This is a genomic window from Microbacterium maritypicum (genome assembly GCF_041529975.1).
Taxonomy (GTDB): Bacteria; Actinomycetota; Actinomycetes; order Actinomycetales; family Microbacteriaceae; genus Microbacterium.
Genome location: NZ_CP168030.1, coordinates 3662312 through 3686778 on the forward strand (window position 1 = coordinate 3662312; position 24467 = coordinate 3686778).

The following is a 24467-nucleotide window of genomic DNA, read 5'->3' on the forward strand; positions in this document are numbered from 1 at the left end:
GATCAGGCCTCGGTCGGCGCAGGACCGGTCGAGGCCCTGACCTGCAGCATCGGCGTCGCCTCCTGGTAGACGGCCGGCTCCGCACCGTCGATGACGTCGAGCAGGCGGCGGGCGGCCTGGGCGCCGAGGGCGACCACATCGTGGCTGAGCGCCGTCAACCCCGGCGTCACGAGTCGACAGAGCAGCGAGTCGTCCCACGCGATGATCGAGACATCTCCGGGAACGGACAGTCCCCGCTGATGCGCCGTGGTCAGGGCGGCGACGGCCATGATGTCGTTGTCGAAGATCAACCCCGTCGGCGGGCGCGGCGACGAGAGCACGGCGCGCGTGGCGACCGCACCGGCATCCTCCGAGAGATCACTGCGGACGATGTCATGGTCGAGGCCGCACGCACGGGCAGTCTGATCGAACGCGTCATCGCGGATGGCCGTGTACGCATACCGTCGGGGCGCCGCGACCCGGGTGATGCGACGATGCCCGAGAGCAGCGAGATGCTGGACGGCCTGTCTCATCGCGGCGGCGTCGTCCGTCCACACGGTCGTCAGGCCGGCCGCAGCGCTCGGATCGCCCACCGCGACCGCGGGGACGCCGGCTTCCCTGACGACGGCGATCCGCTGATCGTGTGGCCTCAGGTCGGTGAGGAGGACGCCGTCCACACGCCGCGAACCGCGCCAACGCCGGATCGCTTCGACCTCGGCGTCCGCATCAGCGGCGACCTCGAGCAGGAGACCACGGGAGCGCACGGCGAGCGCCGACTCCACTCCCGCGATGAACTGCATGTAGAACGGCTCGACGGAGAGATCACGAGGATCCTTCGTGAGCACCAGACCGATCGTGTCCGCACCGGCACCCGCCAGGGCACGCGCGGCGCTCGCCGGCGACCAGCCGAGTCGGGCCGCCACTTCGAGCACCCGTTCCCGCGTGGCCTCGGAGATCCCCGGGCGACCGTTGAGGGCATAGGAGACGCTCGCGGTCGACGTCTGCGCCTCGCGCGCGACATCGGCGATCGTGACCCGCCGGGCCCGCGCAGCGCTCGTCATCACCGATGCAGCTCCCGTCAGTCGGGATCGATGATATCCCGCAGCGAGGAGACGACGAACGCCTCCCGCGCCGAGTCGGGATCGAGCGGCTCCGGCGCGCGGACGCGGAAGATCGCGGTCTCCCCCGGGAGCACGGTGGTGAAGCCGCGATCGACCGTCGCCTCAGGATGGAGGCGATCCGGCTGGACGAGCACGTCGCGTGCGAGGAGACGCGAGCGGACGCTGATGTCCATACCGCCGGCGACGACGGCGACGGCGACTTCCAGCGGTGCGTGAGCGTGCGCGCCACTCGGCGGAGCGAAATGCCAGAGGGCTCGCTGGTCGTCGACGGTGGCGACCACGAACTCCTCCGCCGGATCCCGCGGCTCGGCGATGATCGGCGGCAGCTCGATGCGGGCCACCGAGCGCGGAGGCACGGAGAGCGGGAACGACTGCTCCGCCGCGGCGATCCCATCGGCCCGCCGCCGCGCGAATCCCACCGTGGAGTGCCACGCCTCGTCGTCGTCGTTGATGATGCACAGTTCGAGCCCGCCGTCCCGCGGCTCGATCGTCAGCACGCGCGGTGCGTACATGTCGCGCAGGGCGAAGTAGAGCGGCTTGCACCGGCCCGCGCTGTCGATCGCCGACCAGGACGTCACCGGCCACAGGTCGTTGAGCTGCCACACGATCGTGCCCGAGGTGCGCGGCCAACTCGCGCGCCAGTGCAGCACGCCGGTGCGGACGGCCTCGACCTGCATCCACTGCGTCTGCAGATGCCACCGGTCGAAGTCGTCCGTCGGCGGGAGGTGGCGGGCGAGATTGCGGGCGAGCTTCGCGTGCCCGTCGATGGCCTTCTGATGGTGCCGGACGTTCTCGGAGTCGAGACGAAGATCGGGGTCCGAGACCGCATCGCGCAACGTCCGCCAGGCGGCTGCACCCTGCCAACCGAACTCGGAGACGAAACGCGGAGAGCTGGCGCGGTAGACCGAGTAGTCGTCTTCGTTCCAGGCATCCCAGGAATGGAAGGTCTGGTGATCCGGGTCGTTCGGATCGTGAACCCCGCTGCCCGACCAGGGACTCCCCTCCGTGTAGGGACGGGTCGGGTCGAGCTCGCGGACGAGGTCCGGCAGCCACTCCAGGTAGTACCGCTCACCCCAGGTGAGCTCCCCGCCCTGCTGCGATGCCCAATCCTTGTCCAGGCGCATCCAGAGGTTCTCGTTGTTCCCGTTCCAGAGGGCGAGGCTCGGGTGAGAGCTGAGCCGCACGATGTTCTCGCGGGCCTCGGCCAGCACCTGTGCCCTGATCGGCTCCTCCTCGGGATAGGCGGCGCAGGCGAAGAGGAAGTCCTGCCACACGAGCAGGCCGAGCTCGTCGCACGCGGAGTAGAACGCCTCGCTCTCGTAGACGCCTCCACCCCACACCCGGACGAGGTTCACATTGGCCTCCGCCGCCTGCTCCAGGCGCGTGCGGACGCGGTCGGCGACATCCTCCCCGGGGAAGACGCTCTCGGGAATCCAGTTCACGCCCTTGATGAACATCGGGCGGTCGTTCACCGTGACGACGAACGGCGTGCCGTGCGCATCGGGGGTCCGATCGACGACGACGGTCCGGAAGCCGACCCGCGTGCGGTGTTCGTCGAGCCGCTCTCGCTCCGACCAGAGTGAGACCTCGACCGAGTACAGATGGGGTTCGCCGAGTCCGCGCGGGTGCCACCGCTGCACATCGGGAACGGCGACCACGATCGTCGCCGACTCTTCACCCGGCGGCACCTCGGCATGAACGGCCTGCCCCGCGATCTCGATCTCGAGATGCAGCGGGAGGCTCGCGCCGGAGGCCGTTCGCTCGAGGTCGATGTGAGCGGTGAGGATGCCGGTCTGCTCGAAGACGTCGACCAACGGACGGACCGCGGCGATCCGCGCCGTGCTCCAGCTCTCGATCCTGACGTCACGCCACAGCCCGCATCCGGGAAGGGTCGGCCCCCAGTCCCAGCCGAAGCTGCTGGCCATCTTCCGGATGAATGCGAACGGCTGCGGATAGGCGCTGGGGCGCGCGCCGAGCGCACGTTCCTGCTGCTCGGCATACGTGTATGCGGAGGTGAAGCAGACATCGACGCTGTTCTCCTCCTCGATCGCCGCCGTCACGTCGAACCGGTACGCACGATGCATGTTCCGCGTCTGTCCGACGGTTCGCCCGTTGACGGCGATCGACGCGATGGTGTCCACGCCGTCGAGGACGAGATCCACCCGCTCCGCGTCGCCCGACCGGGGGAAGGTGCGACTCAGGCGCCAGTCGCATCGAGCGACCCAGGACACGGCCTCCTCGTTCCGGTCGACGAAGGGGTCGGGAATGAGGTCTGCGTTCCGCAGATCGAGGTGGATCGCCCCGGGCACCTGCGCGGCGACGGCCCTCCCGACGAGCGGCGCGGCCTCTTCCGGGACAGGAGTGTCCCCCTCGGCGTCGACCATCCAACTCCACCGTCCTGCCAGATCCGACGTCGTGCGCATGCGGAGTCCTCCTCGCTGATTCGTGAGGAGTCCACTGTAACCTAAGCGCTTAAGTAGCTAGTGCCCCATGCTCCCCCGCGCCCGGCGGCGGCGGTGCGAATGGCACCGCTACAGCGCGAAGATCCGCCACGACGCCGCGTGCGTCGCCCCGGGGTCCAGTGTCACGAGGTCGACGCCGGAGTTGAACGCGTCGGGCGGGCACGTCATCGGCTCGACCGCGAGGCCGATGCGGTGAGTCTCCGCGACGGCGGGGGTGTCGGCCGTGTGCACCTGCACCCACGGGCAGCGCTCGTCCCACGCCATCCCGACGCCGTGACCGTCAGGAGCCGTCAGCCGCACCTCGGCCAGGCCGCCGTCACGGATCAGGCCGGTGAAGGCGTGGTCGATGAAGACGTCGCCGATGGGGCGCGCCGAGCGGAAGTCCCACTCCGGATGCTGCGACACCGGCTCCACCCCGACCGGGCTCAGCCGGTCGGGTGTGACCGTGAGCACCTCGGATGCCGGGAGCAGCAGGGTCCAGTCGTCGACTCCGCCCTGGCCGGCCACGAGGTACGGGTGCGGCCCGGTACCCCAGGGCGCGGCATCCGCCCCGACGTTGTGCGCGGTCACCGTCTGGTGCAGCCCCTCGGCGTCGAGCTTGTACTCGACCTCGACCTCGACGCGGAACGGGTACCCCGTCTGCGGCAGGATCACGGCGGCCAGCACGACCCGGTCGTCGAGCACCAGACGGTCTTCGAACTCGACCCAGGCGAGCAGGCCGTGCAGCGCATGCGCGCGTTCCGGCTCGGTGAGCGCCAGCTGCTGCTCCGCTCCGCCGAACGAGTAGCGTCCGTCGACGATGCGGTTCGGCCACGGGGCCAGCGTGACGCCGCGGTAACCGGGGCGCACGGCATCCGCGTCGAACGGCACGACGAGGTCGCGCTCCTCGAACGTGAGCGTCCGCAGCGTCGCACCGATGCTGGCGATCACGGCCTCATACCCGTGCGCGGCGATCCGCAGCTGACGGCCGGAGCGCGGCATCGTCGTCACAGGCCCTGAGCCAGCCGGTAGTAGGCCTGGTTCCAGCGGACCTGCTTCTGGAACTCGGGCAGCGTGGTGCTGTCGTCGATCACGAGCAGCTCGACCTCGGCCATCTCGGCGAAGTCGCGGAACGCCTCGATCCCGACCGCGGTCGACATGACCGTGTGGTGGGCGGCACCGGCGGTGAGCCAGGCGGCGGCGCTCGTGGTGAAGTCGGGCTGCGGCTTCCAGACGGCGCGTCCGACCGGGAGCTTCGGCAGCGCGGCCCGCGGAGGCACGTTCTCGACCACGTTCGCGGTGAGGCGGAAACGGTCGCGCATGTCACTGAGCGCCACCACGACGGCGGGGCCGGGATCGGCCGTGAAGACCAGGCGCACAGGGTCGTCCTTGCCGCCGATGCCGAGCGGGTGGATCTCGAGCGTGGGCTTCGCGGAGGTCAGCGACGGGGAGACCTCGAGCATGTGCGCACCGAGGATCAGCTCATCGCCCGGGGTCATGTCGTAGGTGTAGTCCTCCATCAGGCTCGCGCCGCCGGGCAGACCCGCACCCATCACGTTCGCGATGCGCACGAGCACGGCGGTCTTCCAGTCACCCTCGGCACCGAAGCCGTAGCCCTCGGCCATCAGCCGTTGCACCGCGAGGCCCGGCAGCTGCTTCAGCGCACCGAGGTCTTCGAACGACGTGGTGAACGCACCGAAGCCGCCCTCCTCGAGGAACGACCGCAGCCCGATCTCGATCGCCGCACCGTCGCGCAGCGACTCGTGCCGCTCGCCACCGCGCCGCAGCTCGGGAACGACCTCGTACAGCTCTTCGTACTCGGCGACGAGCGCGTTGATGTCGGAGGCGGATGCCGCGGCCACGGCCTCTGCCAGCTCGTTCACGCCCCACGTGTTCACCTGCACACCGAACCGCAGCTCGGCCTCGGTCTTGTCACCCTCGGTCACCGCGACGAAGCGCATGTTGTCGCCGAAGCGCGCGAGCTTCAGGTCGCGCGAGGCCGCGAGCCCCGCCGCCGCGCGCTGCCAGGTACCGAGCTCGCTGCGCAGTCGCGGGTCGGACGCATGCCCGACGATCGTCTTGCGCGGCACACCCAGGCGCGTCTGGATGTACCCGAACTCGCGGTCGCCGTGCGCCGCCTGGTTCAGGTTCATGAAGTCGAAGTCGATGTCGGCCCAGGGCAGCTCGACGTTGGCCTGCGTGTGCAGATGCGCGAGCGGCTTCTGCAGCGCGTCGAGTCCGGCGATCCACATCTTCGCCGGACTGAAGGTATGCATCCACGCGACGAGGCCGATCACGCGTTCGTCGGCGTTGGCCTCGAGCGCGGTGCGCTTGATGGCTGCGGCGTCCGTCAGCACCGGCTTCCAGACGATCCGGACCGGAGCCTCGGGCGACTCGTCGAGCAGCCGCGCGATCTCCTGCGACTGCGCCGCGACCTGCGCGAGCGTCTCAGGGCCGTAGAGGTGCTGGCTACCGGTGAGGAACCAGACCTCGTAGCCGTCGAGGGAGGTGGTGAGCGGGGTGCGGGTCATGAACGGTCCTTACAGGGATTCGACGGCGGCGGCCTCGATGGCCAGGCCCGCTCGGTAGCGGTCGAGATAGGCGGAGAACCCGGCGACATCGGCCGGGTCGGGGTCGGCGGTGCTGAGGGATGCCGTGGCGAACACCCGCTGGTCGAGGTAGTCCGCCAGCGCGAGGTCGTCGGCATGAGCGAGGTACGAGGCGAGCACGGCGATGCCCCACGCGCCACCCTCGGCGGCGAGCTCGCCGACGGCGACCGGAGCATCGAGCGCACCGGCGAGGAAGCGCTGGGCGACCCCGGCCGTGCGGAACATGCCTCCGTGCGCGAACATCCGGTCGAGCTGCACACCCTCCGCCGCGAGCACCTGCATGCCGAGCGCGAGCGTGCCGAACACGCCGTAGACCTGGGAGCGCATGAAGTTCGCGAGCGTGAGCGCGCTGTCGGGGGTGCGCACGAACAGCGGACGCCCCTCGATCAGGCCGGCGATCGGCTCGCCGGCGAGGTGGTTGTAGGCGAGGAGGCCACCGGCATCCGCTTCGCCCTCGAGCGCCTCGCGGAACAGGACGTCGAACGCGGCATCGTCGTCGATCGGCTGACCGGCCGCGGCGGCGAAGCGCGTGAACAGCCCCGCCCAGGCCGCGAGCTCGCTGGCGCCGTTGTTGCAGTGCACCATGGCCACGGCGTCGCCCGCCGGCGTGGTCACGAGGTCGAGCTCATGGTGCACCTCGGCCAGCGGATGCTCCAGCACGACCATCGCGAAGATGCTCGTGCCCGCGCTCACGTTGCCGGTGCGCGGGGCGACGGAGTTCGTCGCGACCATGCCCGTTCCCGCATCACCCTCGGGCGGACACAGCGGGATGCCGGGGCGCAGCGCGCCGCTCGCGTCGAGGAGGGCGGCACCGTCTGCGGTGAGCATGCCGGCTGCGGCCCCGGCGGGGAGCACGCTCGGCAGGAGCTGAGCCGCCGGTGCGGGCAGACGCTCGCCGGCGAGCGTGTCGTAGGCGTGCAGCATCCGCGCGTCGTAGTCACCGGTCGCGGCATCGATCGGGAACATGCCCGAGGCGTCGCCGACCCCGAGCACCCGCTCGCCGGTGAGGCGGTGGTGCACATAGCCGGCGAGGGTGTTAACGCTCGCGACCCGGGCGAGATGCGGCTCGGCGTCGAGCACGGCCTGGTGCAGGTGCGCGATCGACCAGCGCAGCGGGATGTTCACGCCGAACAGCTCCCCCAGCTCGGCGGAGGCCGCGCCCGTGCTGGTGTTGCGCCAGGTGCGGAACGGCACGAGCAGCTCGCCGGACGCGTCGAACGCCAGGTAGCCGTGCATCATGGCCGAGACCCCGATGGCGCCGAACGTGTCGGGACGGATGCCGTGGCGCTCCTGCGCATCGTCGACCAGAACCGCATACGCCGCCTGGAGGCCGCGCCACACCTCGTCGATCGCATAGGTCCAGCGGCCGTCTTCGAGGCGGTTCTCCCACGGGAACGAGCCCGTGGCGAGGACCTCGGTCGCGTCGGAGCCGATCAGGCAGGCCTTGATGCGGGTCGAGCCCAGCTCGATGCCGAGGCTCGTACGCCCCTCGCGGATGTCGTCGCGCGCACTCATCGACGGGTGTCCTCGGTCTGGCCGTAGACGTTCTGATAGCGGTCGAACAGGCTGTCGATCGCGGCCTGCGGAATCGGGATGAGCGGTCCGGCCTCGCGGGCGAGATGCACCGTGCGGGCGACGTCCTCGACCATGACCGCGGCCTTCACGGCATCCTCCGCATCCGCCCCGATCGTGAACGGACCGTGGTTCTGCATGAGCACCGCCCGGGAGCGGTGACCGCGGAGCGTCTCGACGATGCCGCGTCCGATCGAGTCGTCGCCGATGATCGCGAACGGGCCGATCGGGACGGGCCCGCCGAACTCGTCGGCCATCGCGGTGATGACGCAGGGGATCTCCTCGCCCCGCGCCGCCCAGGCGACGGCGTACGTCGAGTGTGTGTGCACGACCCCGCCGACGGTCGGCATGTGCCGGTAGACGTAGGCGTGCGCCGCGGTGTCGCTCGACGGGGAACGGTCACTGCCGGGCGTGCCGGGGATCACGTTGCCGTCGAGGTCGCACAGGATCATGTTCGAGGCGGTGAGGTCGTCGTAGCTCACACCGCTGGGCTTGATCACGAAGAGGTCGGCGCCGGGCACGCGGCCCGAGATGTTGCCGCCGGTCCAGACGACCAGTCCGTAGCGGACCAGTTCGCCGTGCAGACGCGCCACATCCGCGCGGACGGTCGCGATCGCGTGCTCGATGTCGGGTTCGAAGGTGGGGGCGTCGTCGCTCACAGCTGCCTCAGGGTTCGCATCCGGCCACTGTGACCGGTCACGGAAGTCTGTCACGGGAGGTCGCGGCCCGTCAAGGCTCGCCCCCTGCCCCGCCCCTCCTCTCGCCGGGTGCACGGGAAGCTGCCGAGCGCACCGGAAGTTCACGCCAGCAAGCCGTGCACTCGACAACAGGCCGTGCACTCGGCGACGGGGAACGGGCGGGGTGCGGGCGGGGAGCGGGCGGGGCGGGGGTCAGCGGGGCGGGGCGACGGAGGCGCGGGAGACCAGCACCGGCGCCACGGGGGCGAGAGCGGATGCGGCGGCAGCGGTTCCGTCGATCGCGGCGGCGACGGCCCGACGCGCGAGCTCCTCGAAGTCCTGCCGCACGGTGGTGAGCGGCGGCCAGTAGTACGCGGCATCCGGCGCATCGTCGAACCCGACCACGCTGACGTCGCCCGGAACCGTGAGCCCCGCCTCGTGCAGGGCGCTCAGCAGCCCGAGCGCCATCTGATCGTTCGCCGCGAACACCGCCGTGACCCCAGAGTCGCGAACCGCCTCGACCGCCGCGTACCCCGATCCGGCCGACCAGTCCCCCGCGATCACCGGCCCCGGCGTCAACCCGCGAGCGGCGAGTTCCGCGGCGAAACCCTCGGCGCGCGACTCCGCCTCGAGCCAGTCCGCAGGTCCCGCGAGATGCGCGATGCGGGTGTGTCCGGCATCGGCGAGCGCGGCGACCGCCAACCGTGCACCCGCCGCCTGATCCACCGAGAGTCCCGTCGTACCGAGGCCGGCGGAGTGCAGTGTCACGACCGGCACGTCGATGCGCAGCGCGGCGAGCGCCTCCAGCGTCTGGGCGTGGGGGGCGACGACGACGATCCCCTCCACCCCCTGCACGACGAGGTGGTCGACCGCCGCGACGACGGCTCCGACATCCGCCGCATCCGCGAAGGCCGCGCTCACCCAGTACCCGGCTTCGCGGGCCGAAGCCTCCAGCGCGGCGAGGCTGCGCGAGGGCCCGTACTGCAGCGCATCCGAGGCCAGAGCCCCCAGGGTCCGCGAGCGCCGGGTGCCGAGTGCACGGGCGGCGTTGTTCATGCGGTAGCCGAGCTCCGCCATCGCGGCGACCACGCGCTCCTTGGTGTCGGTGGCGACGTCGGGGTGGTCGTTCAGCACCCGCGACACGGTCTGCCGGGACACGCCTGCGCGGGCGGCGACGTCGCGGACGCCGACGGATCGGCTGCGGCCGCTGCTCGTGTCACTCACGCCGACGAGTGTACGACGCCCGGTCCACTTGGCCCGCCGCCGTGGCACTCTGGTGACATGCGCATCGCTCTCACCGGCTCCTCCGGCAAGCTCGGCCGCGTCGTCGCCCGCGAACTCCGCGCGAACGGCTACGACGTCATCGGCATGGACCTCACCGGCACCCGCGGCCCCGACTTCGTGCAGGTCGACCTGACCGACTACGGCCAGGTCGTCGACGCGTTCACGGCGGTCGGCGACAGGCACGACGGCATCGACGCGGTGGTGCACCTCGGGGCGATCCCGGCCCCCGGCATCCGCACCGACGTCGCGACCTTCCACAACAACATGCCGGCCACGTTCAACGTGTTCTGGGCGGCCGTGCGCCTCGGCATCCGACGCATCGTGTACGCGTCGAGCGAGACGGTGCTCGGGCTGCCGTTCGACGTGCCGCCGCCCTACGTGCCGGTCGACGAGGACTATCCCGCGCGCCCCGAATCCGTGTACTCGCTCGTGAAGACGCTCGAGGAGCAGCTCGCGACCGAGCTCGTGCGCTGGAACCCCGATCTGTCGATCACGGCCCTGCGGTTCTCGAACGTGATGGTCCCCGAGGACTACGCCGAGTTCCCCTCGTTCGACGCCGACGCCCTCGGGCGCAAGTGGAACCTGTGGGGCTACATCGACGCCCGCGACGGCGCCCAGGCGGTGCAGCGGGCGCTGGAGGTCGCGGCCCCGGGATTCGACAGGTTCATCATCGCCGCGGCCGACACCGTGATGTCGCGGCCCAACGACGAACTGCTCGCCGAAGTGTTCCCCGACGTGCCGAAGCGCCGCGAGTTCGGCCCGAACGAGACGCTGCTGTCGATCGACCGGGCGCGCCGCGTGCTCGGCTACGACCCGCAGCACTCCTGGCGCGACCACGTGTGACGCCGGCAGCGTCGGAGACGCCGAGCCTGCCGAAGGATCTCGAACGGGTCAGCGCCGGGCGATGGTCGACCCGCGGATCACCAGGCGCACGGGCAGATGGTGCGAGCCCTCACCGATGTCGACGCCGTCGATCGCGTCGAACACGCGCTGCGCCGCCTGACGCCCGAGCTGCTGCAGGTTCGCGTCGATGCTGGTCAGCTCCGGGCGGGCGTTGGTCGCCAGCACCTCCCAGTTGTCGTAGCCGATGACGGCGAGGTCGTCGGGCACCGAGCGCCCGAGATCCCGCGCCGAGTCGAGTACACCGCGCGCGATCTGGTCGGACCCGCAGAACACCGCATCGATGTCCGGGTGCCGCTGCAGCAGCAGCGCTCCGGCATCCCGACCCCAGTGCTCGGTCCATTCCGAGAGCATCGGATCGCCGACGAACTCAAGTCCGGCTTCGGCGAGCGCCGACCGGGCACCGGCGAGACGATCCTGCGCCGCGGCGTAGGAGGGCTCACCTGAGATGTGCGCGATGCGTCGGCGCCCGCACGAGAGCAGATGCTCGATCGCGAGGCGCCCTCCCGCATAGTTGTCGGGAGTGAGGGACAGGTCACGCGGATCGTCGGACGGCGCGTACGCGTACACGACCGGAACCGGGATGTCCTGCCCGAGCGAGGGACGCGGGTCGGTCTGCCGTCCGACGACGATGATGCCGTCGACGCGTCGGCTCAACAGCTCTTTCAGGTGATGCTGCTCGCGGAACGCGTCGCCGCGGGCGTCGCAGAGGAACACGTTGATGCGCCCCGCACCGAAGGCGTCTTCCGCCCCCATGAGGATCGGGATCATGAAGCGGCCTTCTAGGTCGCTGGTGAGCAGTCCCACCGTGCCGGTGCGTCCGGCGAGCAGTCCTCGGGCCATCGCATTCGGGGTGAACGCGAGCTCTGCGGCGGCGGCCACGACGCGGGCCTTGGTGGCCGCTGCGACATCACCGCGGTCGTTGAGCGCTTTCGACGCCGTGGCGATCGAGACACCGGCATGCCGTGCCACGTCGCTGAGCGTCGCCGCCTTGCCCGCCATGTCGCCGCTGCTGACCATCTCGCCCCCTGAACGTTTCTGAAAGGTTATCGGAGCGATGCTTGACCGCCGCGCTTCATTCACGATATACCTTTCGAAAGCGGTTTCGGAGTTTTCGAAATTGCACCTCAGCTCGACACTGCCGTCGCTCGCCGACCGCATCCACTCACCGAAGAGTCCTGGAGGCAATCCCATGCACACCACCCGACGCCGTGCGTTCCGCCGCACGGCCACCATCCTCGCCGTCACCGGCCTGCTCGCCGTCCCGCTCGCGGGCTGCGCAGCCGGCGACGACACCGCCGGCCCGAGCGAGGAGATCCCCGCGGAAGGCGTCGACGACGGTTCGACGCTGACGCTCTGGACCCGCGCTCCCATCGAGCGCCAGGCCAAGCTGCTCGTCGATGCCTACAACGACTCGCACGAGAACCAGGTCGAGCTCACGGTCGTCCCGAACGACGACTACGTCGCCAAGGTCGGCGCGGCCGCCGGATCCGGAGGGCTGCCCGACCTCTTCGCCGCCGACATCGTCTACGTGCCCAACTGGGCGCAGCAGGGGCTCTTCGCCGACCTGTCCGAGCAGATCGACGGCCTCGACTTCAAGGACGAGATCAATCAGGGCCATCTCGACGCCGGCACCGTCGACGACAAGGAGTACGTGCTGCCGTTCGCGCTCGACCTCTCGATGCTGTTCTGGAACAAGGAGCTGTTCGCCGAGGCCGGCCTCGACCCCGAGAAGGCGCCGGCGACGCTCGAAGAGTTCTCCGAGGCCGCGCAGGCGGTGCAGGCTCTGAACAAGCCCGACACCTACGGCACCGCCACGGGTCTGAACTGCGGCGGCTGCCTGGTCTTCACCTGGTTCCCCTCGGTCTGGGCCTCGGGCGAAGAGGTCATGAGCGACGACGGCACCGAATCGCTGCTGAACGGCGACGCGGCTCAGGCTGTGTACGACACCTGGGCCGAGCTGGAAGAGGCGGGCGCGGTGCTTCCGAGCTCCACCGACGAGACCGGCCCGACGTGGACCGCGGCCTTCAGCGAGGGCAAGGTCGGCGTGATGCCGTTCCCGGCGACGCTCCTCCCCTCGCTGGAGTTCGACGCGGGCGTGGCCGGCATCCCGGGTGTCGACGGCGGCGTCTCGACGTTCGTCGGCGGCGACGGCATCGGCATCTCGAAGGACTCGAAGCAGTCCGCGCAGGCCTGGAACTTCCTCGACTGGATGATGTCCGAGGAGGCACAGGTCGAGGTGCTCGCCAAGGACGGCAACGCGGTCTCACGCGGCGACCTCGCCGACAACGAGTACGCGGCGGCCGACCCCCGCCTGGTCACGATCAACGAGGTCGCGGCGCAGGGCAGCACACCCGTGGCTCTGAACTTCCAGCAGGCGTTCAACGCGCCGGGCAGCCCGTGGCTCACGCTCGTGCGCAACCGGGTGCTGAACGGCGAGGACTCCGTCGACGCCGACAACGACGAGATCACCGCCATCCTCGGGCAGTGATCCTCCCGGCGGGCGGTGCCATGACGCGCCGCCCGCCGCTCCCCTCGACAAAGCGACAGCCTCCGACGAAAGAGAACCCGATGACCTCGACCGCACCCCCGCTGCGCCGCCGACGCGCGCGCACCGGATTCGGCGGCCCCGTGCAGGGGTGGCTGTACGCCGCCCCCACCGCGATCTTCGTGGCGCTGCTGTTCGTGGTCCCGCTGATCCTCGTGCTGCAGATGTCGGCATCCGACTGGCCGCTGCTCAGCGGGAACCAGGGGTTGAACTTCCCCGAGAACTACGTGGATGCCGTCAATCACCGTCTCTTCTGGGACAGCATCCGCTTCACCCTGCTGTACACAGTCATCACCACCGTGCTCCTGATCGGCCTGGGTCTCGGGCTCGCGCTGCTCGTGCAGGAGTCGACCCGCTGGAAGGGCCTCCTGCGCACGGCGTTCCTGATTCCGAGCGCCCTGGGCCTGGCATCCGCCTCGCTGCTCTTCTACGTGCTGTACTCCCCCATCGCCGGGCCCTTCGCCGGACTCATGAAGTCGTGGGGCATCACGTTCCTCGGCACCCCCGATGGCGCACTGTGGTCGACGATCTTCCTCATCGTGTGGCGCTTCGCCGGCTTCTACATGCTGCTGATGCTCGTGGGTCTGCAGGGCATCCCCGACGACATCTACGAGGCCGCGCGCATCGACGGCTCGAGCCGCTGGCAGACCTTCCGCTACATCACGGTGCCCCTGCTGAAGCCGACGTTCGCGCTCACGACCGTGATGTGCGTGACCGGGTCGCTCCTCGCGTTCGAGCAGTTCTACATCCTCACCAAGGGCGGCCCCGACAACAGCACGATGACCGTCGTGCAGCTGATCTACAACGTGGCCTTCCAGGGGCAGAACAGCCTCGGCATCGCCGGCGCCCTCTCGGTGATCGTGCTCCTCGCGCTCATCGTCATCAACGTCTTCCAGTTGCGCGCCTTCCGGCGTCCGGATGAGAGCTGACCCGCATGTCTCAGACACTGACCCGCACCATCGTCGCGCCGGACCATCAGCCGACAGCACCCCGATACCGCTCCACAGCGGCCCGCATCGTCTTCGGCATCCCGTACTGGGTGTTCACGACCGCCCTCGCGGTGATCTTCCTCTACCCGCTCATCTGGACCGGCGTCTCGTCTGTCAGCCCGATGGCGGGCACGAGCCAGACCGACGGCTGGGGGTTCGGCAACTATGCCGCCCTCGGCGAGTACCAGGCGGGCATCTGGGTCTACCTCGGCAACTCGCTGTTCGTCTCCGTGCTCACGGTCGCCCTGACCCTGTTCATCTCGCTGCTCGGCGGCTACGCCTTCGCCCGGTTCTCGTTCCCGGGTAAGAACGCGCTGTTCCTGCTGACCCTCGCGATCCTGATGGTGCCGTACGCGACCCTGCTCATCCCGCTGTACGTGATCCTCAACGCGGTCGGCCTGCAGAACTCGCTGGTGGGCGTCGCACTCGTGATCACCATGTTCCAGCTGCCGTTCTCGATGTTCATGATGCGCATCTCTTTCGAATCGATCCCGCGCGAGATGGACGAGGCGGCGATGGTCGACGGATGCTCCAGCTGGGGCGCCCTGTGGCGGGTGCTGCTCCCGGCGGTCAAGCCCGGACTCGTCACCGTCGGGCTGTTCGCGTTCCTCACGGCATGGAACGACTTCATGGCGCCGCTGATCCTCATCAACGACTCGAACCGCATGACACTGCCGCTCGCGGTCGCGAACCTCCGCGGGCAGGTGCAGGGTGTCGTCGACTACGGCGCCACCGAGGCGGGAGTCGTCGTGCTGGCGCTCCCCTGCATCGTGCTGTTCCTGATCCTCCAACGACACTACGTGCGCGGCTTCATGTCCGGCGCCTTCAAGGGATGACGATGTTCGACACCACTGCACCGGCTGCTCCGGTGGTTCCCACGCGCGGGCGCCTGCGCCCCCTCGGCCTCGACGACGTGCGCATCACGGGCGGATTCTGGGGCGAACGCCAGGCCGTCAACGGCACGGCGACCCTCGACCACATCGAATCGCGCCTGGAGTCGGAGGGCTGGCTGCCCAACTTCGATCTCGCCGCCGCGGGCACACTGCCCGAGGGGCGCCGCGGGCGGGAGTTCGCGGATTCCGAGATCTACAAGTACCTCGAGGCCCTCGCCTGGGAGATCGGACGGACGGATGCCGCGACCGATGCCCCGCTCGAGCAGCGTTTCCGCGCCGTGGTCTCGCGGGTGGGTGCCGCGCAGGAGACCGACGGCTATCTGAACACGCAGTTCGGGCGCCCGGGGCAGGGCGAGCGTTGGTCGGATCTGGAGTGGGGCCACGAGCTGTACTGCCTCGGACACCTCTTCCAGGCGGCGGTCGCTCGGCACCGCACCCGGCCGGATGCCGACGACGGACTCGTCGCGGTCGCCCGACGCGCGGCCGAGCTCGTCTGCGGCGAGTTCGGCACCGACGGCCGCGACGCGATCTGCGGTCACGCCGAGGTCGAGGTCGGACTCGCCGAGCTGGGACGGGCGCTCGGGGAACAGCGCTTCATCGACCAAGCGGCCCTGTTCGTCGAACGGCACGGCCGCGGTTCGCTCGCCGAGATCGAATGGGGCCAGGAGTACTTCCAGGACGACGTGCCGGTGCGCGCGGCCGAGGCGCTGCGCGGGCACGCCGTGCGCGCGAACTACCTGGCCTCCGGCGCCACCGACGTCGCGATCGAGCTCTCCGACGACAGACTGCTCGACGCGTTGCGCGGGCAGTGGGACCGCACGGTCGACCGCCGCACCTACGTGACCGGCGGCCAGGGGTCGCACCACCAGGACGAGGCGTTCGGCGCCGACTGGGAGCTGCCTTCGGATCGCGCCTACTCCGAGACCTGCGCCGGAGTCGGGTCGATCATGTTCTCGTGGCGGTTGCTGCTCGCGACCGGCGACACCCGGCACGCCGACCTCATCGAGCGGACCCTCTTCAACGTCGTCGCGACGTCTCCCGCGCCGGACGGTCGGGCGTTCTACTACGCGAACACCCTGCACCAGCGGGTTCCGGGGGCACCGGCCGACCCGGAGGGAACGTCGAAGCGCGCCTCCTCGTCGTTGCGCGCGCCGTGGTTCGAGGTCTCCTGCTGCCCGCCCAACGTGGCGCGCACCTTCGCGAGCCTCGCGGCCTATGTCGCGACGGCCGACGACGAGGGCGTGCAGCTGCATCAGTACGCGCCGGCATCCGTGCGCACCACGCTGCCCGACGGACGCGTGATCGCACTCGACATCGAGACCGGGTACCCGGCCGACGGCGGCATCCGCGTGACGATCGCGGACGACGCCGAGTTCACGCTCACCCTGCGCGTGCCGGCATGGGCAGCGGGCGCGACGGTGCGGGTCGACGCCGACGGCGAGAGCGCGCAGCATCCGGCTGCACCCGGCGTGGTCGAGGTGCGCCGTGCCTTCCGCACCGGTGATGTCGTCGAACTGACGCTGCCGCTGGCGGCCCGCGTGACGAGCCCCGATCCTCGCGTCGACGCCGTGCGCGGCTCGGTCGTGGTCGAGCGCGGCCCCGAGGTGCTGGCTCTGGAGTCTCTCGACTTCGGCGCCGATGTGGTCGACGCGGTGGTCGCCGGCGAGCCCGTCGAGTCCGGAGGTCAGGTGCGGATGCCGTTGCGGAACCGCGCCTCCGGCGAGGTCGCGGAGGCCCTGCTCGTCCCGTATCACGACTGGGCGCAGCGCGGTCCGTCCACGATGCGGGTCTGGATCCCGACGGCCTGAGTCACCCCCGTTTCGAATCGCGCAACTGGTCCCTTTTCCGACGGGGAAGGGACCATTTGCGCGACTCGAAAGGAGCTCGGGGCTACTCCCGTTTCCGGGTGACCGCCCGCTGCAGCAGCACGAACACGAGCAGGATGCCGCCGGTGATGATGGTGGTCATCTCCGGAGGGATGCCGCCATCACGGGTGATCAGCACGTTCATCAGGCCGAGAACCAGCGCACCGATGACCGAGCCCAGCACGTAGCCGTAGGCGCCGGTGAGCACCGTGCCGCCGATCACGGCCGCAGCGATCGCGTCGAGCTCCCACCCGATGCCGGTGATGTTCTGCGCCGTGCCGAGTCGTGCGGTGTAGAGCACGGCGGCGAGTCCGGCGAGCGAACCGCTGATCACGTAGACGAGCACCTTGGTGCGGTGCACGGGGAGACCCATCAGCAGCGCGGAGCTCTCTGAGCCGCCGATCGCGTAGACCGTCCGTCCGGTCCGCGTGCGGTGCAGGACGAAGAAGGCCACTGCGACGACGATCACCGCGATCACCACGGCCGGCGTGATGACGAGGTCGTTCACCTTGGGTCCGTCGACGATCTTGAGCTGCACGCCGATCCACCGGATCGGAGAGTCCTCGCCGAGGCGCTCCGGCTTGGTGCTCAGCAGCGAGGCGAGCCCGCGCCCGAGGAACATCATGGCCAGCGTCGCGATGAACGGCTGCACGTTGAAGTATCGGATGAGGACGCCGGACACCACGCCGAATGCCGCGCCGATCCCGATCATGGCGACGATCACGGCGAGCGCGTTCCAGCCCGCGTTCGAGAGCATCACCCCGGCCACCGAGGACAGCGCGATGATCGACCCGACCGACAGGTCGATGCCACCGGTGAGGATGACGAAGGTCAGCGCGACCGCCAGCACGATCAGGTGAGCGTTGTTGATGAGCAGGTTCGACAGCGTGTTGGCCTGCACGATGCGGCCGTAGGCGATCTCGCCGAACACGACCATGCCGACGAAGATGACCACCGAGGCGATGGTCGGCAGCACCGACGGGTTCGCCGTGACCACGCGTCGCATCCGGTCGAGGAGCGTCTCGGTCTCGTTCAGGGCGGGAGCCGCCGTCGCCACGCTCATGCGGCCACCTCCTCTTTCTGCGCGACCGGTTCGACCGGTGCGGAACGGCGTCTTCTGCGGAACCAGCTGCGCATGCGCTCGGACTGCAGAAGGCACAGGGCGACGATCACGATCGCCTTGAATGCCGGCGTGGCCGATGACGAGATGCCGAGGTAGAGGACGGTCTTGTCGAGCGTCGCGATCAACAGCGCTCCGACGAAAGCGCCGCTCAGCGAGAACTTGCCCCCGGCGAGCGATGCCCCGCCGATGACGACGGCGAGGATGGCATCGAGCTCCAGCTGGTACCCGGTGCGGGAGATATCGACGGTCATGACGCTGCCGACCGACATGATGCCGGCGACACCGGCCAGCACGCCGCTGAGGATGTACGTCGTCAGCAGGAGGCCCTTGGGCTTGATGCCGGCCATGCGGCTCGCCCGCGGGTTGATTCCGATGGCCTCGATCATGAGGCCGAGGGCGCTGCGGCGCACGACCCAGCCGACGGCGAGCACCAGCAGCACCGCCAGGATGAACACGACCGGGATGCCGAGCACGAAGCCGTTCGAGATCCAGCGGAACGCATCGTTGGACGCCGTGGTGTTCTGACCGCCGGTGATCACCTTGGCGATGCCGCGCCCGGCGAGCATCAGCACGAGCGTGGCGATGAACGGCTGCAGCCCGACGTAGGCGACGAGCACCCCGTTGACCGCCCCGAGGATACCGGTGATCAGCAGCGCGAGGCCGACGGCGCCGAGTGCTCCCCCCACCCCGGCCGACGGGTCGGCGGCACTGAGGAACTCCATCGAGACGGCGCCCGCGACGGCCATGAGCGAGCCGACCGAGAGGTCGATGCCACCAGTGGCGATCACGAGGGACATCCCGATGGCGATCATCATGATGGGCGCCGCCTGGCGCAGGATGTCGATGACGTTGCCGACCAGGTTGCCGTTGTTCGGGTTGATCGACACAGCCAGATACGTCGGGTCCTTGAGCACGTTCAGGGCGAGCAGCGCGACGATGGCGACGATCCCCCAGAAGAAGGGCTTGTGGATCAGGTCGCGCCAGATGGTGGAGCCGGTTGCGGCGGTCATCGCGCTGCCTCCTTGTCAGTGGTGTGAGCGATGCTATCCGGCAGCGCGCCGTCGGTTTCGTCGAGGGTCTCGGCCGCCGCTTCCACGCCGTGCGCGGCGATCACGTCGACGACCACCTGGGCGGTGACGTCCGGTCCGTTCTGGATCTCGCCGATCTTGCGGTGGTCCTTCAGCACGACGATCCGCTCGGACAGCCGGACCACCTCTTCGAGCTCGGACGAGATGAAGACCACGGCGACGCCCTCTTCCGCGAGTTCGGCCACCGCCTCCTGGATCTCGGCCTTGGCGCCCACGTCGATGCCGCGGGTGGGCTCGTCGAGGATGAGGAGTTCGGGCCGCGTCGCCAGCCAGCGGCCGAGCAGCACCTTCTGCTGGTTGCCGCCCGAGAGGTTCTTGATCATCCGGTCGGGATCGGCGGGGCGCACGTTCAGCTGCGCGATGTACTTCTCGACGATCGCGTCCTGCTCCTTGCGGGGCATGGGCCGCGCCCAGCCGCGCTCGGCCTGCACGGCGAGGATGATGTTCTCGCGCACGGTCAGGTCTCCGACGATGCCCTCGTCGCGGCGGTTCTCGGTCGAGAACGCGATGCGCAGGGCGAGCGCTTCGGCGGGCGACTTCAGCTCGACGCGGCGACCGTGCAGCTCGATCGTCCCGCCGTCGGTGCGGTCGGCTCCGTAGAGCAGCCGGGCGAGTTCGGTGCGTCCGGAGCCGAGCAGGCCCGCGACGCCGATCACCTCGCCGGGGCGGATGTCGAGGTCGGTGGGCTCGACCGCGCCGCGACGCGTGATGCCGGATGCGGACAGCAGCGGCTTCTCCTCGGCGTCACGGGGTGCGCGTCGACGGTTGCCGCCGAGCGACTTCAGCGCGTCGAGGTCCTTGCCGATCATGGTCGAGATGAGCGCGTGCCGGTCGAGGTCACGGGTGAGGTACTCGCCTTCGTAACGGCCGTTGCGCAGCACGGTGAGGCGGTCGCTGATCGCATAGACCTGATCGAGGAAGTGCGAGACGAAGAGGATCGCGACCCCCTGGTCGCGCAGTGAGCGGATCACGGCGAAGAGGCCGTCGACCTCGGCGGCATCCAGGCTCGATGTGGGCTCGTCGAGGATGAGGACCTTGGCCTTGATCGCCATGGCCCGGCTGATCGCGACGAGCTGCTGCAGGGCGATCGAGAGGGTGGAGAGAGGTCGGTGGGTGTCGAGGTGTCCGAGTCCGAGCCGGCTGAGGGCCTCGGTGGCCGCGCGATGAGTGGCCGACCAGTTGATGCCGAACGGACCGCGGCGCTCGTGCCCGAGCATGACGTTCTCGCCGATGGAGAGGTTCGGCGCCAGATTGACCTCTTGGTACACGGTCGAGATGCCGGCGTCCTGGGCGTCTCCGGCTCCGGTGAAGCTGCGCTCCTGGCCGGTCACGACGATCGACCCGGAGTCGATGCGGTAGACGCCGGTGAGGGCCTTGATCAACGTCGACTTGCCGGCGCCGTTCTCCCCCATGAGGGCGTGCACCTCACCGGGGAACAGGCGGAAGTCGACCCCGTCGAGCGCTTTCACACCGGGGAATCCGATCGATATCCCGCGCATCTCGACGATGGGGAGTTCTTCGTTCATCACTGTCTCTCCGTCCGGGTGCCCGGGTGGCGCGCTGCGGGCGCCACCCGGGCGGGGTGCCGGATCACTCCGGCGTCGGGTTCAGTACTTGCGGTCGGCCAGCACGGCCTGCGCGGCTTCGGCGGAGTCGAACGCCTCGCTCGGGACGACGATGTACGACTCGACCTCGTCACCGGCGAGCGCCTTCTCGACGACCTCCATCGCGGTCTCGCCGAACAGCGGGTTGTACTCGTGCACGTAGCTGAGCTGACCGTCGGCGAGCGCCTGCATGGCGTTCTTGGTGCCGTCGATCGTGGCGATCTTCACGTCTTCGCCGACGACGAGGCCGGCTTCTTCGGCCGCCTGCGCGGCGCCGAGGCCCATCTCGTCGTTCTGCGCGAACACGAGCTGGATGTCGTTGTTCGCCGACTTGAGCATCGTCTCGAAGACGCTCTTGCCCTCTTCGGCCGACCAGTTCGCGGTCTGCGCGTCGAGCTTCGTCAGCGCGGCGTCACCGAGGCCCTCGTCGAAGCCCTCGTTGCGCTCGTTCACGACGCCGACGCCGGCCGGACCCTCGAGCACGACGTAGTTGCCGCCATCGGGGAAGGTGGCGGCCGCCCACGTGCCGACCTCCTTCGCGACCTCGACGTTGTCGGGGGCGATGCGGGTGACGTAGAGGCTGTCGTCGTCGGGCTCGATGCCACGGTCGAGCAGGATCACCGGGATCTCGGCCTCCTGCGCTCGCTTGAGGGAGTCCTCCCAGCCCGAGGCCTCGGTCGCCGACAGCAGGATCACGTCGACACCCTCGTCGACGAACGACGTGAACGCGTCGATCTGCGACTTCTGGTCGAGGTTGGTGGCGGGGGCGTACTTGAGCTCGTATCCGGCGTCCTCCGTGAAGGTGTCCTGGATGTTCTGCTCGTTGGCCTCGCGCCACGCGCCTTCGGGGCCGACGGCGACGAAACCGACCGTGGTCAGCTCGTCGGAGCCACCATCGCCGCCGGCTTCTCCGTCGGTTCCTCCGGACGAGCAGGCGGCAAGGCCGATGGTGAGTGCGCCGGCTGCGACCAGACCGAGCGCGATGCGGATGCGCTTCTTCGCGGACATGTTCTCCTCCTTGAGATGCCGGTAGTCAGCCCGGCAATGGTGGACCTGACGTGGTCCCTTGCGTGAGTGCAGGACAGCGGCACTGCCTATCCTGCGGCGATGTTACCGGGAACAATTTCTGGAACACAAGGATTGTTCCAAAAATCAGGAATGTTCCAGCGGCGAGGTTCTGTTACCGATCACAATTCCGCGTCAGGACCGGGATCCGCGGCGATCATCTCCACCACGGTGTCGACCGTGACACCCGGCCCATTGCTGAGTTCGCCGATCTTCTCGCGGTCTTTCAGCACGATGATGCGGTCGCTCAGGCGCACGACCTCCTCCAGCTCCGAGGAGATGAAGACCACCGCCACCCCGTCGCCGGCGAGCTGACTGATCCGGCGCTGCACGTCGAGCTTGGCCGCGATGTCGATCCCCCGCGTCGGCTCGTCGAGGATGAGCACGTGCGGGCGCACGGCGAGCGCGCGCGCCAGCAGCACCTTCTGCTGCGTCCCCCCGGAGAGCAGTTTGACCGGTCGATCGAGGTCGGCCGGAGACAGATGCAGCGCCTCGACGTAGGTGTCGACGATCGCCGCCTCCTCGGCCGCCGACAGCGGGCGCGCCCAACCGCGCAGCGCCTGCAGCGACAGGATCATGTTCTCCCGGGCGGTCAGATCGCCGATGATGCCCTGCGTGCGTCTGCTCTCGGCCGACAGCGCGATGCGATGGCGCAGCGCGGCCGACGGACTGCGCAGTTCCACGCGTTCGCCGTCCACCCACAGTTCGCCGCTATCGGTCCGCGTCGTGCCGCTGAGGAGTGCCGCGAGCTCCGAGCGTCCGGATCCGCGGAGGCCGGCCAGACCGACGATCTCGCCCCGCTGCACCTCGAAGTCGGTCCGTTCGAACTCGCCCCGCCGCCCGACGTCCGTGGCGCGCATCGCGGGCTCTCCGTCCGAGGCGTAGTGATGCGCCTTGCGTTCCGAGCCGAGGGCACGCAGCCCGTCGAGGTCTTTGCCGAGCATCTTCGAGATGAGGTCCGCCCGCTCGAGGTCCCGCGTGGCGTACTCGCCGATCCGCCGACCGCCGCGGAGCACCGTCATCCGGTCGCTGATCGCGAAGGCCTGCTCGAGGAAGTGCGTGATGAAGAGGATGGCCACCCCGCGCTCCCGCAGACCGCGGATCACCCGCATGAGCGTGGCGACCTCCTCCTGGTCGAGGCTCGAGGTCGGCTCGTCGAGGACGAGGACCCGCGGGTCGTCCACGACGGCGCGGGCCAAGGCGACGAGCTGCTTCTGCGCCGGCGTCAGCATCGACAGCGGCGTCTTCGGATCGAGGTCGTCGAGCCCCAGTCGCGCCAGGGCACCCGCGGCATCCGCTCGCGTGCGCTTCCAGTCGATGCCGAAGTACCCGCGACGCTCACGGCCCAGCATGACGTTCTCGGCGACGCTGAGGTTCGGGGCCAGCTGCGTCTCCTGGAACACGGTGGCGATGCCGGCGGCGCGACTGTCGGCGACACCGCCGAACCGGCGCGGTTCACCCTCGACGAAGACCACGCCGGCGTCGGGGGCGCGGGTTCCCGTGAGCACCGAGACGAGGGTCGACTTGCCCGCCGCGTTCTCTCCCATCACGGCATGCACCTCGCCGGGGAAGAGCCGAAAGTCGACACCGTCGAGCGCCCGCGCCCCCGGGAACTCGACCGTGATCCCCTGCAGCCGGACGAGCGGCTCCGGGGTGGGCTCGGCGCTCACCGCCCCTCCCGCGGGGCGGCCGACGAGGCGCGCGGCACCAGCTCGGTCGGGATGCGGGTCAGCGCCGGGATCTCGCGCCCCTCGATCGCGGCACGGAGCATCTCGACGACGGCGATGCCGAGAGCCCCGAAATCCTGGCGGACGGTCGTGAGGGGCGGAACGAAGTGGCGGGCGAGCGGCACGTCGTCGAAGCCGACGACGCTGATGTCGTTCGGCACATCGAAGCCCTTGTCGTGCAGGCCGTGGATGAGCCCGATCGCCATGTCGTCGTTGGCCGCGAACACGGCCGTGTAGTCGGGGAGCCGCTGCAGACCCCTCGCGAAGTCATAGGCGAAGTCGGCGGACCAGTCCCCCACGACGATCGGCCGTTCGCGGATGCCCCACGACTTGGCTCGGGAGTGGAACGCCCGCTCCCTGGCGCGCGCGTCCAGCCAGTCCAGCGGTCCGGAGATGTGCAGGATGTCGCGGTGTCCGAGCGCGACGAGGTGATCGACCACGAGGGTGGTCCCGGCGTGCTGGTCGATCGACACCGTGAGGAAGGTCGGGTCCGCGTCGGCCTTGACGACGAGCATCGGCACGTTGATCGCGATCCTGCGCAGCGCGGCCACGGACGACGAGCGCGGAGCGATCACGCAGAGGGCGTCGACGCCCTGCGTGACGAGGTGGTCCACCGCCTCCTGCGGGGTGAGCGTGTCGCCTTCGTGGAGCGCGATCGGCGTGACCGAGTAGCCGGCCGCGCGCGACGACATCTCCACCGCGCGCAGGATGCTCGTGGGGCCGTACGCCACCGCGCTCTCGACGATCACGCCGATGCGCTGCGTGCGCTGGGTGGCCAGCGCTCTGGCGACCAGGTTGGGGCGGTAGTCGAGCTCTTCGATCGCCTCGAGCACACGCCGCCGCGTGTCGGGCTTGATGTTCGGGTGGTCGTTCAGCACACGCGAGACGGTCATGTGCGAGACCCCGGCGATCGTCGCGACCTGCCGGATGTTGGGCTTGTCCGAGCCGACGTTCACCATGCGCACCTCCGTCGGCTGCTCCG

At 69.7% G+C, this 24467-nt stretch carries 19 protein-coding genes; 5 read left to right on the forward strand and 14 right to left on the reverse strand.

The window, feature by feature from the left end:
* Positions 1 to 2: 2 nt before the first annotated feature.
* From ACCO44_RS17740 to ACCO44_RS17770, 7 genes are all read right to left on the reverse strand, one after another.
* Positions 3 to 1040: a LacI family DNA-binding transcriptional regulator gene (locus ACCO44_RS17740; RefSeq protein WP_372469425.1), complete on the reverse strand. Its 1038-nt coding sequence runs from the start codon at positions 1038 to 1040 to the stop codon at positions 3 to 5.
* A 17-nt stretch (positions 1041 to 1057) separates the two neighbouring features.
* On the reverse strand, positions 1058 to 3523 hold the full coding sequence (locus ACCO44_RS17745; RefSeq protein WP_372467624.1) for a glycoside hydrolase family 2 protein: 2466 nt from the start codon (positions 3521 to 3523) through the stop codon (positions 1058 to 1060).
* 108 nt (positions 3524 to 3631) lie between these two features.
* The gene (locus tag ACCO44_RS17750) at positions 3632 to 4543 is read right to left on the reverse strand and encodes an aldose 1-epimerase family protein (RefSeq protein ID WP_372469426.1); all 912 of its coding nucleotides are present in this window, start codon (positions 4541 to 4543) and stop codon (positions 3632 to 3634) included.
* Positions 4544 to 4548: 5 nt separating this feature from the next.
* The gene (gene araA, locus ACCO44_RS17755) at positions 4549 to 6072 is read right to left on the reverse strand and encodes an L-arabinose isomerase (RefSeq protein ID WP_372467625.1); all 1524 of its coding nucleotides are present in this window, start codon (positions 6070 to 6072) and stop codon (positions 4549 to 4551) included.
* Positions 6073 to 6081: 9 nt separating this feature from the next.
* Positions 6082 to 7665, reverse strand: coding sequence for a xylulokinase (locus ACCO44_RS17760; RefSeq protein WP_372467626.1), 1584 nt, complete (start codon positions 7663 to 7665; stop codon positions 6082 to 6084).
* Positions 7662 to 8381 (reverse strand): L-ribulose-5-phosphate 4-epimerase, encoded by a 720-nt coding sequence (locus ACCO44_RS17765; RefSeq protein WP_372467628.1) that lies wholly within the window; start codon positions 8379 to 8381, stop codon positions 7662 to 7664. Before ACCO44_RS17765 ends, ACCO44_RS17760 begins: the two co-directional genes overlap by 4 nt.
* 231 nt (positions 8382 to 8612) lie before the next feature.
* A complete protein-coding gene (locus ACCO44_RS17770) occupies positions 8613 to 9623 on the reverse strand; it encodes a LacI family DNA-binding transcriptional regulator (protein WP_372467629.1) in 1011 nt (336 codons plus the stop codon).
* A gap of 57 nt (positions 9624 to 9680) precedes the next feature.
* On the opposite strand from ACCO44_RS17770, the gene ACCO44_RS17775 reads away from it, so the two are divergent.
* On the forward strand, positions 9681 to 10526 hold the full coding sequence (locus ACCO44_RS17775; protein ID WP_372467631.1) for an NAD-dependent epimerase/dehydratase family protein: 846 nt from the start codon (positions 9681 to 9683) through the stop codon (positions 10524 to 10526).
* A gap of 48 nt (positions 10527 to 10574) precedes the next feature.
* Here ACCO44_RS17775 and ACCO44_RS17780 read toward each other — a convergent pair whose 3' ends face one another.
* Positions 10575 to 11603 (reverse strand): LacI family DNA-binding transcriptional regulator, encoded by a 1029-nt coding sequence (locus tag ACCO44_RS17780; protein WP_372467632.1) that lies wholly within the window; start codon positions 11601 to 11603, stop codon positions 10575 to 10577.
* A 172-nt stretch (positions 11604 to 11775) separates the two neighbouring features.
* On the opposite strand from ACCO44_RS17780, the gene ACCO44_RS17785 reads away from it, so the two are divergent.
* The 4 genes from ACCO44_RS17785 to ACCO44_RS17800 all read left to right on the forward strand — a co-directional run bounded on the left by ACCO44_RS17785 (position 11776) and on the right by ACCO44_RS17800 (position 16821).
* Positions 11776 to 13074 (forward strand): sugar ABC transporter substrate-binding protein, encoded by a 1299-nt coding sequence (locus ACCO44_RS17785; protein WP_372467633.1) that lies wholly within the window; start codon positions 11776 to 11778, stop codon positions 13072 to 13074.
* Positions 13075 to 13154: 80 nt separating this feature from the next.
* Positions 13155 to 14060, forward strand: coding sequence for a carbohydrate ABC transporter permease (locus ACCO44_RS17790; protein ID WP_029264422.1), 906 nt, complete (start codon positions 13155 to 13157; stop codon positions 14058 to 14060).
* Positions 14061 to 14065: 5 nt separating this feature from the next.
* On the forward strand, positions 14066 to 14956 hold the full coding sequence (locus ACCO44_RS17795; RefSeq protein ID WP_091032072.1) for a carbohydrate ABC transporter permease: 891 nt from the start codon (positions 14066 to 14068) through the stop codon (positions 14954 to 14956).
* Positions 14953 to 16821: a glycoside hydrolase family 127 protein gene (locus ACCO44_RS17800; protein WP_372467634.1), complete on the forward strand. Its 1869-nt coding sequence runs from the start codon at positions 14953 to 14955 to the stop codon at positions 16819 to 16821. The genes ACCO44_RS17795 and ACCO44_RS17800 overlap by 4 nt, the downstream gene beginning before the upstream one ends.
* 82 nt (positions 16822 to 16903) lie before the next feature.
* On the opposite strand, the gene ACCO44_RS17805 is transcribed toward ACCO44_RS17800, so the two are convergent.
* The 6 genes from ACCO44_RS17805 to ACCO44_RS17830 all read right to left on the reverse strand — a co-directional run bounded on the left by ACCO44_RS17805 (position 16904) and on the right by ACCO44_RS17830 (position 24444).
* On the reverse strand, positions 16904 to 17884 hold the full coding sequence (locus tag ACCO44_RS17805; protein WP_372469427.1) for an ABC transporter permease: 981 nt from the start codon (positions 17882 to 17884) through the stop codon (positions 16904 to 16906).
* 53 nt (positions 17885 to 17937) lie between these two features.
* On the reverse strand, positions 17938 to 19011 hold the full coding sequence (locus ACCO44_RS17810) for an ABC transporter permease (protein WP_372467635.1): 1074 nt from the start codon (positions 19009 to 19011) through the stop codon (positions 17938 to 17940).
* Complete coding sequence (locus ACCO44_RS17815) at positions 19008 to 20615, reverse strand: sugar ABC transporter ATP-binding protein (RefSeq protein WP_372467636.1); 1608 nt, start codon at positions 20613 to 20615, stop codon at positions 19008 to 19010. The genes ACCO44_RS17810 and ACCO44_RS17815 overlap by 4 nt, the downstream gene beginning before the upstream one ends.
* 81 nt (positions 20616 to 20696) lie before the next feature.
* Entirely contained in the window at positions 20697 to 21701 is a 1005-nt protein-coding gene (locus tag ACCO44_RS17820; RefSeq protein WP_105711673.1) for a substrate-binding domain-containing protein, read from the reverse strand.
* A gap of 179 nt (positions 21702 to 21880) precedes the next feature.
* Entirely contained in the window at positions 21881 to 23428 is a 1548-nt protein-coding gene (locus ACCO44_RS17825; protein ID WP_372467637.1) for a sugar ABC transporter ATP-binding protein, read from the reverse strand.
* Positions 23425 to 24444, reverse strand: coding sequence for a LacI family DNA-binding transcriptional regulator (locus ACCO44_RS17830; RefSeq protein ID WP_105711675.1), 1020 nt, complete (start codon positions 24442 to 24444; stop codon positions 23425 to 23427). Before ACCO44_RS17830 ends, ACCO44_RS17825 begins: the two co-directional genes overlap by 4 nt.
* Positions 24445 to 24467 lie beyond the last annotated feature (23 nt).